This is a genomic window from Streptomyces sp. DvalAA-14, from assembly GCF_900091855.1.
GTDB lineage: Bacteria > Actinomycetota > Actinomycetes > Streptomycetales > Streptomycetaceae > Actinacidiphila.
On record NZ_FMCH01000219.1, the window covers coordinates 1 to 8,277 of the forward strand.

9 protein-coding genes and 1 pseudogene are annotated in these 8,277 nt (G+C 73.8%); 3 read left to right on the plus strand and 7 right to left on the minus strand.

Going from position 1 to position 8,277, the window contains the following annotated elements; genetic code table 11:
- Positions 1-229 (minus strand): inorganic diphosphatase (locus GA0115240_RS11085; protein WP_141708800.1); only part of this gene is annotated, 229 nt, incomplete at its 3' end.
- 109 nt (positions 230-338) lie between these two features.
- Entirely contained in the window at positions 339-1,433 is a 1,095-nt protein-coding gene (locus tag GA0115240_RS11090) for an NADH:flavin oxidoreductase/NADH oxidase (RefSeq protein WP_093736505.1), read from the minus strand.
- 190 nt (positions 1,434-1,623) lie between these two features.
- Here GA0115240_RS11090 and GA0115240_RS11095 point away from each other — a divergent pair, with 190 nt between their 5' ends.
- Positions 1,624-1,842 carry a hypothetical protein gene (locus GA0115240_RS11095; protein WP_093736506.1) on the plus strand — a complete coding sequence of 73 codons (219 nt, stop codon included), beginning with the start codon at positions 1,624-1,626 and terminating at the stop codon, positions 1,840-1,842.
- A gap of 43 nt (positions 1,843-1,885) precedes the next feature.
- On the opposite strand, the gene GA0115240_RS11100 is transcribed toward GA0115240_RS11095, so the two are convergent.
- The 5 genes from GA0115240_RS11100 to GA0115240_RS11120 form a co-directional block, all read right to left on the minus strand.
- Positions 1,886-2,347 (minus strand): hypothetical protein, encoded by a 462-nt coding sequence (locus GA0115240_RS11100; RefSeq protein WP_237554782.1) that lies wholly within the window; start codon positions 2,345-2,347, stop codon positions 1,886-1,888.
- A 72-nt stretch (positions 2,348-2,419) separates the two neighbouring features.
- Positions 2,420-3,250 (minus strand): heavy metal-binding domain-containing protein, encoded by an 831-nt coding sequence (locus GA0115240_RS11105; protein WP_093736507.1) that lies wholly within the window; start codon positions 3,248-3,250, stop codon positions 2,420-2,422.
- An 80-nt stretch (positions 3,251-3,330) separates the two neighbouring features.
- A complete protein-coding gene (locus GA0115240_RS11110) occupies positions 3,331-4,200 on the minus strand; it encodes a heavy metal-binding domain-containing protein (RefSeq protein ID WP_176725040.1) in 870 nt (289 codons plus the stop codon).
- Between the two features lie 292 nt (positions 4,201-4,492).
- Positions 4,493-5,236, minus strand: coding sequence for an aminoglycoside 3'-phosphotransferase (locus GA0115240_RS11115; protein WP_256069701.1), 744 nt, complete (start codon positions 5,234-5,236; stop codon positions 4,493-4,495).
- A gap of 49 nt (positions 5,237-5,285) precedes the next feature.
- Positions 5,286-6,605, minus strand: coding sequence for a M1 family metallopeptidase (locus tag GA0115240_RS11120; protein WP_093736512.1), 1,320 nt, complete (start codon positions 6,603-6,605; stop codon positions 5,286-5,288).
- Positions 6,606-7,005: 400 nt separating this feature from the next.
- Between GA0115240_RS11120 and GA0115240_RS11125 the strand changes: the two genes are divergently transcribed.
- Both GA0115240_RS11125 and GA0115240_RS11130 read left to right on the plus strand, forming a co-directional pair.
- A complete protein-coding gene (locus tag GA0115240_RS11125; RefSeq protein ID WP_176725041.1) occupies positions 7,006-7,767 on the plus strand; it encodes a phytanoyl-CoA dioxygenase family protein in 762 nt (253 codons plus the stop codon).
- Between the two features lie 210 nt (positions 7,768-7,977).
- Positions 7,978-8,277: pseudogene (locus tag GA0115240_RS11130) on the plus strand (hypothetical protein); the annotation flags it as partial.

Below are 8,277 nucleotides of genomic sequence, written 5' to 3' on the forward strand. Positions count from 1 at the left end.
CCGCCCGGCAGGCGATCACGCACCCCGGGAAGGTCGGCTCCCCCACGGTCACCAGCGCGTCCAGCGGGTCTCCGTCGCGGCCCAGGGTGCCGTCGATGTAGCCGTAGTCGGCCGGGTACCGGGTCGAGGTGAACAGCATCCGGTCCAGCCGGATCCGCCCGATCGCATGGTCCATCTCGTATTTGTTCCGGGACCCCTGCGGGATCTCGACGATCACATCGAAGTCCATGACCGCCTCCTGCGGATCGGATGTGCGCACTACCGATCCTCGGGGCATCTGCTCCCTCTCGCGCGCCCGCCCGGCCATTGCGGGCACGCCCGGGCGCGGGGCGGGCGCGTCAGCGGACGGAATAGGCGCGGGTGTACTGCGGCGGGACGGCCAGCGCGGCGCCCAGGACGCCGGCGGCGCGGCGGGGCCAGTACGGGTCGCGCAGCAGCACCCGGCCGAGGAAGACGGCGTCGGCCTCACCCTTGGCGATGATCTTCTCGGCCTGTTCCGGTTCGGTGATGAGTCCCACCGCGGCGGTGGGCGTCCCCGTCGCGGCCCGCACCCGGGCCGACAGCGGGACCTGGTAGCCGGGGCCGACGGGAATGGGCGCGTCCGGCACGGTGCCGCCGCTGGAGACGTCCAGCAGGTCCACACCGCGGGCCGTCAGCTCGCGGGCCAGAACCGCGGTGTCCTCCACCGTCCAGCCCGGCCGCGGGTCCTCGGTGTCCCCGGCGAGCCAGTCGGTCGCCGAGGTCCGGAAGAACAGCGGCAGTTCCTGCGGCCATTGCGCGCGGACGGCCTCCACCAGTTCCAGGGCGAACCGCATCCGGCGCTCCCGGCTGCCGCCGTAGGCGTCGGTGCGGTGATTGGCCTGGGGGGACAGGAAGGAGTGGATGAGGTAGCCGTGGGCGCCGTGGAGTTCGAGCACCCGGAATCCCGCCTCGCGGGCCCGGCCGGCGGCCCGGGCGAACGCGCCGATGACGTCGGCGATGCCGTCGGCGGTCAGCTCGTCAGGGGCCGGCAGCGGCCCGAAGGCGATCGGGCTGGGTGCCAGACGGCGCAGGTCGGGGCGGGGCGGGTGCTCGTCGTTCCAGGTGCGGCCGCTGCCGGCCTTCCGGCCGGGGTGGTTGAGCTGCAGCCCGGGCACGGTGCCGCACGCGGTCAGCAGGGCGGCCACCCGGGCGAGCGCCGCCTGCTGCCGCTCGTTCCACAGGCCGAGGTCGTAGGCGGTGGCGCGGCTGTCCGGGGTGACGGCGGTGGCTTCCACCATGACGAGGCCGGCGCCGCCGACCGCGCGGGAGGCCAGGTGCTGGAGGTGCCAGTCGGTGGGCGTGCCGACGTCCGGGCCGCCGGTGGGGGCGCAGTACTGCATCATCGGCGACATCCAGACGCGATTGCCGAAGGTGACGTCGCGCAGGGTCAGCGGCTCGAAGAGCTGGCTCACGGATCCTCCAGGGGAACGGGTGCCTGCGCCGGCGGCGGCAACCGGCGGCGGCAGCGGTATCGGGTGTGTCGCACAACTCCCGGAAGGGGGATCGTATGTCCCGCCCACCGGCGGGGCCGCCCGCCCCGGGGCCGCGGCCCTGCGGCTCCGGGCGCCACCATGGGACCGCACACCACCGAAGGGGACCGACATGGCCGAGCAGGGCACGCACTTCTGGTTCATGAGCATCCAGACCTCGAACGCGGACGGCACCACCTTCGTGGGCTCGTACCAGGGCACGATCACCCCGTCGCGGGGCAGGACGCGGCTGGACCTCTTCAGCCAGATCCGGGCCGACATCGCCGAGCGGGACCTGCTGACCCGGGGCGGCGCCGTCCTGGCCTTCGACATCCAGCCGAACAAGGTCTGACGCCACCGCCCACCGGGGTCGCCCGGGCCGCCCGGCGGCCGGCTCAGTCGCCCAGGACGAGCCGCTGGAGGGCCGCGCGGGCGCGGGCGTCGGACCGGGCCCGCAAGGAGACCGCCGTCGCCAGCTCCTTGGCCCACTCGTCCAGCGGCACCGGCTTGCGGGACAGGACCACGCCGCGCACCACCGTGGCCACTTCGCCCTGCGGGCGGCCGTGCGCCAGGGTCAGGATCAGCCGGCGGTCGTCCAGGGACACCTCCAGCTTCTCCACCCTGCCCGCGCGCCCCGCGAGCCGGTCGCTCATGGTCCGCTTGCGCTCGAAGGCCACCGACCCGGGCGGCAGGGCGTCCGCCAGCGAGCCCGTCAGGACCTGGGCGTAGATCTCCAGGTCCGCCGAGTCGCGGCGCAGCGCCGCGGCCAGCATGTCGATCGAGGCGGTCGGCGCCGGCTCCGCGCCCGCGCCGTTCCCGTCCTGCGGCCGCTCCGGCAGCCGATCGTTCTCGCTCATCGTGTTTCCCCGCATGTTTCCCCGCGCCCGACTACCCGACCCGACCTGATCCGCCCCCAGGGGCAGAGCCTGTCACCCGTCGAGGGTCAGCACCATGGTGGGCCGCTCGATCTCGTGGTCGGCGCGCAGCGGACGGACCGCGGTCCCGATCGAGAAGAACTCGGTGGTGTGGCCGCCCCAGCGGTGGTTGTGCGCGTTGAGCTGCACTCCGACCACGCCTTCGGCGTGCAGCGACTCGGCCTCCGACTGCATGCGCGCCATGGCCAGTTCGCGGGCGTCGTACAGCGCCTGGGTGAACTGCTCGATCTCGACGTTCCGGCCCATGTTGGAGAACACGGTGCCCATCTTCTGGTGCGCGATGTGGTAGACGCAGGTGCCCATCACCATGCCGAGCGGTGCGTAGCCGGCCCGGATCAGCGTCCAGAAATCCTGTCCGGACAGGTCCGAGGTGAAGGGCTGCTCCTTGTTGTTGCGCCAGCTGCCGCCGCCGGGGGGCGGGTTGTCGGCCTTGACGGCGGTGCCGATGGCGATGAACTCCGCGATGTCGTTGCCGAACTCGCGCGCCTCCACCGTCAGCCGGACGCCGACGATGCCGTCGGCGCCCAGCGCCGCCGCCTCGGACTCCATCCGGGTCATCGCCAGCTCGCGGGCGTGGTACATCGCCTGGCTGAGGGTCTCCAGCTCCTGGTTCTTGCCCCAGCGGCCGATCTGGATGCCGACGTGGTAGATCGAGCTGCCCAGCACCAGGCCGATCGGTTTGAAGCCGGCCTCGCGCACCAGGAGGAACTCGTTCACCGACAGGTCGCTGGTGAAGATCGACCCGGGGCTGCCGGGCGCCAGCTCCGACAACCGCCGCATCGCGTCGGCGGGAACGCCTTCGGCGCTCGGCTGTTCCTTCGTCATGTCAGTACCCCTCATTGCACGGTGCGGTTGGGACAGCCATCGGATCGGGTCGGTCGGGCGGACGGATCGGTGGGGCCGCCCTAGTCATTCAACTCGCTGATCTCCTCGACCAGCCGCCGGTATTCGGCGCGGTCCCCGTAGGGGCTGGACGCGACCGCCGCCAGCCGCTTGCGCAGCAGCTTTCCGCGGTCTCCCAGCGGCATCACCGAGAGCGTCCGCGGCAGTTCCTGCCGGACCTGGAAGCGGGCGACGGTGGTGCCCACCATCGTCGCCTCGGCCACGTGGTCCTCCTGCTCGGAGTTGCTGCGGTTGCGGGCCCGCAGGCAGCCCTCGGACCACACCCGCAGCTGGCTGTCGGCCATGATGATCCCGTCGCCGCCCTGCTTGGCGCCCTGCAGCTGCAGCTGGCGCCGCGCGTCGGCGCGGACCGCGTGCACAAGCTCGCTCCAGCCGGTGACCTCGACGTTGGCCCAGGAGTACGTCTGCGACTGGGTGCGGTAGTCGTCGTGCCGCACCCCGACCGACATCCCCACCAGCAGCTCGACGGGCACCCATCCGGCGCCGAGCAGCTTGGCGAAGCCCTGGCCGTCCAGGTGCGAGGTGAACGGCTGCCCGACGTGCTGCGGGCCGCGCGCCCGTACCGCGGTCCCGATCACCTTGAACTCCAGGCAGTTGGGCTGGCCTTCGAAGGGCGCCATGGTCAGTCCGGCGGCCACCACCCCGTCGCCGCCCAGTGCCTGGCACTCGGCGGACATCCGCCCCAGCGCGGTCCGCCGGGCCTGGTCGAACACCCCGACCAGCGCCTTGGAGGGGGCGCCGGCCCCGGACACCGCGACCGGGGCGGTGCCGACGTTGCTGAAGCCGAAGCCGTAGCCGGCGCCGGGGAACAGGCAGTCGTGGTAGCCCCAGTACCGGCCGCTGCGGCCGATGTGGAAGACCGCGGAACCCATCACCTGGCCCACCGGCTCGAAACCGACCGAGCGGATCGCCGCGAACTCCCCGGTGGACAGCGCGGACGTCCAGGTCCCGCTCCCCCTTGACCCGCGGCCAGCCGCTCCGCCGCGGCGGGGGGCAGTCCCTGACCGCTCCATGGCACCGACATGTGTCCCGTGTCTCCCGTCCGGTGAATCAGCGAGATGCACCCATCGAACCTTAGAACTCCCGGCGGCATCTTGGTGGTATCTGCGGGCCGGGCGTGACCGGGGGAACATCGTGTCGGGCGGGGCGGGCGGGCGGGTCCGCTCAGGTGGCGCTCCACAGTCGCCGGTAGAAGGCGGTCCGCTCCGGGTCGGGGGCGACGCCGTAGGCGTCGAGCAGGGTGTCCTCCCAACCCGGGCCGTAGTTCCACTCCGTGCTCCAGGTGGCCACCGCGAGGTCGGCCCAGCGGTCGGCGACACCCAGGGCGCCCAGGTCCACGTGGCCGGACCAGGATCCGTCCGCGCGCAGCAGGGTGTTCGGGGCGCACGGATCACCGTGGCAGACCACGAGGCGGTCGACCGGCGGCGGCGGGGGCGGGTCGGCGGGCAGCTCGACGCCGGCCCGCCGGGCGCGTTCGAGCCGGTGGCCGACCGACCAGCTGAAAGGGCAGCCGGCCACCGGGAGCCGGTCGTGCAGGGCCCGCAGCCCCTCCCCCAGCGCGCGGGCGGCGGTCCGGGGGTCCGCCAGCCACCGGGGGCTGACCGCGCTGTCCCCGGGCAGTCCCCGGGTGACCAGCCATGCTCCCCCGTGGTCGGCCCCGCGGGCCTCTACGCGGGGCACGGTGGTGAAGCGGCCGGCCCAGGCCAGGCGGGCCGCCTCCGCGGCCAGGTCCAGCCCGGAGCCCGCCGGGGCCCACTTGGCGAACCGCCGGTCCGGGCCGCCGCCGAGCTGGAAGGTCAGGCCGCCCGCCTCGTTGCGCCATACGGGCCGCAGCGGCCGGTCCCCGGCCAGGGCGGCGACGGGGGCGGGGACAGGCACCTCGCCGTCGGGCGGCCCGGAAAGTCTCACCCCCGCATGCTGCCGCCCGGGCGGCAGCATGCGCGACCGGTTTTCCCCGCTACGGCTGGGCGGGCTTGCCGGCGGTCCAGAGCCAGGTGTGGAAGAGGGCGCCGAGGTCCTTGCCGGACACCTTCTCGCTCAGGGCGACGAACTGGGCGGTGGTGCCGTTGCCGTAGCGGTGGCCGCGGGCCCAGGCCTTGAGGATGGTGAAGAAGTGGGCGTCGCCGACCGCCGTGCGCAGTTTCTGCAGGGTCATCGCGCCGCGGTCGTAGACGGGCGAGGCGAAGATGTTCGCGCCCTGGCCGGGGTCGGCGGTGGGGAAGGCCCACAGGCTGCTGGTGGCCGGGCGGGCGTAGTAGCTGTCGAACTGGGCCTGGGCGGTGGGGCCGCCGTGCTGCTCGGTCCACAGCCATTCGGCGTAGGTGGCGAAGCCCTCGTTGAGCCAGATGTCCTGCCAGCTGGTCAGGCTCACGGAGTCGCCGAACCACTGGTGGGCGGTCTCGTGCACGACGGTGCCGACGTCCGGCGCCCGGTCGTAGAGCGGCCTGGTCTGGGTCTCCAGCGCGTAGCCGACATCGGGGGCGTGGTCGACGATCGCCCCGGCCGCGGCGAACGGGTAGGGGCCGAAGAGGGTGGACTCCCAGTCGAGGATCGCCGGGATCTGGGCGAGCGCCGGGGCGGCGCCGGCCGCCTCGCGCGGGTCGACGGCGGTGTAGACGGGGATGCCCGAGGCGGTGGTGTACTGCTGGACGTCGAACTTCCCGATGGTGGCGGTGGCGAGGTAGGCGGCCATGGGCTCGGCCTGGTTCCAGCGGAAGGTCGTCCTGCCGCCCGTGGTCCGCTGCGAGGTCAGCACGCCGTTGGCGACCGCGGTGTAGCCGGCCGGCACGGTGATCCGGAAGGCGTAGGAGGCCTTGTCCAGCGGGTGGTCGTCGGCGGGGAACCAGGACATGGCGCCCAGCGGCTCGCCGGCCACGAACGCGCCGTCGTCGGTGGTTATCCAGCCGTCGGCGGAGCCGTCCGGGTCGGTGATGTTCTCCGGCACCCCGCCGTAGGAGATGTCGACGCGGAAGCCCTCCCCCTTCCGCAGCGCCTGCCGGGGCGTGATGACGAGCTCCTGGCCCTGGCGGGTCCAGCGGGCCGCCCGGGCGTTCACCCGGACGCCGCGCACCGTCAGGCCGGACAGGTCCAGGTCGAACGTGCGCAGTTCCTGGGTGGCGCGCGCGGTGATCCGCGCGGCGCCGTCCAGCTGCCGGGTGGCCGGGTCGTAGGCGAGGTCCAGGTCGTAGTGCCCGGTGGTGTAGCCGCCGTTGCCGGCCAGCGGGAAGTACGGGTCCCCCTGGCCCGGCGCGCCGCGGTCGGCGCCGATCGCCGCCATGGCGGGGCTTTCGGCCGTCACGGTGACGGCGGTGACCGCGAGCAGGGTCACGGCGGTGCCGAGGAATCCGGAGCGGACGGACCTGCGGCGCGAACCGGTGGCGGACGCACGGGAGGTGGCAGCGGGCACGTGCACTCCTGGGACGAGAGGGGCGGGGGGCGGGGCCGGGGCGGGGGGACGCGTGGGCGGGTCCGACGAAATGATCACCCGAAGGTGCGGACACTGTATGGCGCGGCTCCCGCGCCGACAAGACGGCCCCGGCGGGCCGCCTGCCGGTCCGGGCGACCCAATATCCGTCATGGGCGGCCTTGTTGGGCGGCGACGCCGCGGAAACCAGTTGCGGCCGCCCGCCGCGGCCGGAAATGCTGGTGCGCCGGTCTCCGAGCGGACGAGGGTGCCGATGCCGACCGATGAGGATGTCACGAGGTTCGTCGAGGAGGGCTTCGTCCGGATCCCCGGCGCGGTGCCCCGCGCGACGGCCGAGCGGTGCGCGGCCGAGCTGTGGGAAGCCAGCGGCTTCGATCCGGACGACCCGTCGGGCTGGACGAAGCCGGTCGTCCGGCTGGGGGGCATGGGCACTGCCCCGTTCCGGGAGGCGGCCAACACCGCGGTGCTGCACGCGGCCTACGACCGGCTCGTGGGCCCGGGGCGCTGGACGGCGCCGCTGGGGCTGGGGACTTTTCCGCTGCGCTTCCCCAGCGACGAGGATCCCGGTGACGACGGCTGGCATGTGGACGCCGGCTTCTCCGGGGCCGGCGGCGAGTACCGGGTCGACGCGCACTCCCGCGGGCGTGCGCTGCTGATGCTCTTCCTGTTCTCCGACGTCGGCCCGGACGACGCCCCGACCCGTATCCGGGTCGGCTCGCACCTGGACCTGCCCCCGCTGCTGGCCGGCGCCGGGCAAGGCGGCCGCGACTGGTTCGCGCTGTGCCAGGAGGCCGCCGCGATCAGCGAGAGCCGGCCCGAGGCCGCCGCCACCGGAGCCGCCGGCGATGTGTACCTGTGCCATCCGTTCCTCGTCCACGCCGCCCAGCGCCACCGGGGGCGCGTCCCGCGGTTCCTGGCCCAGCCCCCGCTGGTGCCGGTCGGTCCGCTGGATCTGAGCGGCACCGCGCCGACACCGGTGGAGCGGGCGGTGCTCGACGGGCTGGGAGTGCGCTGACGGCACTGCCGCCCCGGGAAGCCCACCCTTCGCGCGGCCGGCCGCCGCACAGACGGGGGAACTCCAGATTTCCGCCTCCTCCCCGGGCGGCGGCCATCCCTCGTTCACGGGTTCGTCTCCGGAGGACGGCTTGCTTGGCCAAGTTATATAGACAACTTGGCCAACCTGGGCGGCGCCGCGGCGGTGCCCGGGCGGAGAGGACCCAGAACCGTGTCACCCCTCTCACGTGCCGTCGCAACCGGCAGCACCGTCACGATCAGCTCGACGAGCCCGCAGCAGGGCGACAAGCTGACCTTCACCTGGGCGACGGACGCGCCCGACCCGAAGAACTGGATCGGCGTCTACGACGGCGACAGCCAGCCCGGAAGCGGCGGCAGCTCCCTCGTCTGGGCGTACGCCGCCGGCACCTCCGGCACCCTCACCCTCGACACCTCCGGGCTCAGCGGCGGGCCGTACACCGCCTACCTGCTGGCCAAGGACGGCTACGGCGTCCTGGCCCGGACCGAGCCC

What these genes read in the sequence shown, in the direction of transcription:
- GA0115240_RS11095 (WP_093736506.1), top strand. Translation starts at nt 1,624, where the DNA reads ATGGCCGAGCAGGGCACGCACTTCTGGTTCATGAGCATCCAGACCTCG.
- GA0115240_RS11100 (WP_237554782.1), bottom strand. Translation starts at nt 2,347, where the DNA reads ATGAGCGAGAACGATCGGCTGCCGGAGCGGCCGCAGGACGGGAACGGC.
- GA0115240_RS11105 (WP_093736507.1), bottom strand. Translation starts at nt 3,250, where the DNA reads ATGACGAAGGAACAGCCGAGCGCCGAAGGCGTTCCCGCCGACGCGATG.
- GA0115240_RS11110 (WP_176725040.1), bottom strand. Translation starts at nt 4,200, where the DNA reads ATGGGTTCCGCGGTCTTCCACATCGGCCGCAGCGGCCGGTACTGGGGC.
- GA0115240_RS11120 (WP_093736512.1), bottom strand. Translation starts at nt 6,605, where the DNA reads ATGGCGGCGATCGGCGCCGACCGCGGCGCGCCGGGCCAGGGGGACCCG.
- GA0115240_RS11125 (WP_176725041.1), top strand. Translation starts at nt 7,006, where the DNA reads ATGCCGACCGATGAGGATGTCACGAGGTTCGTCGAGGAGGGCTTCGTC.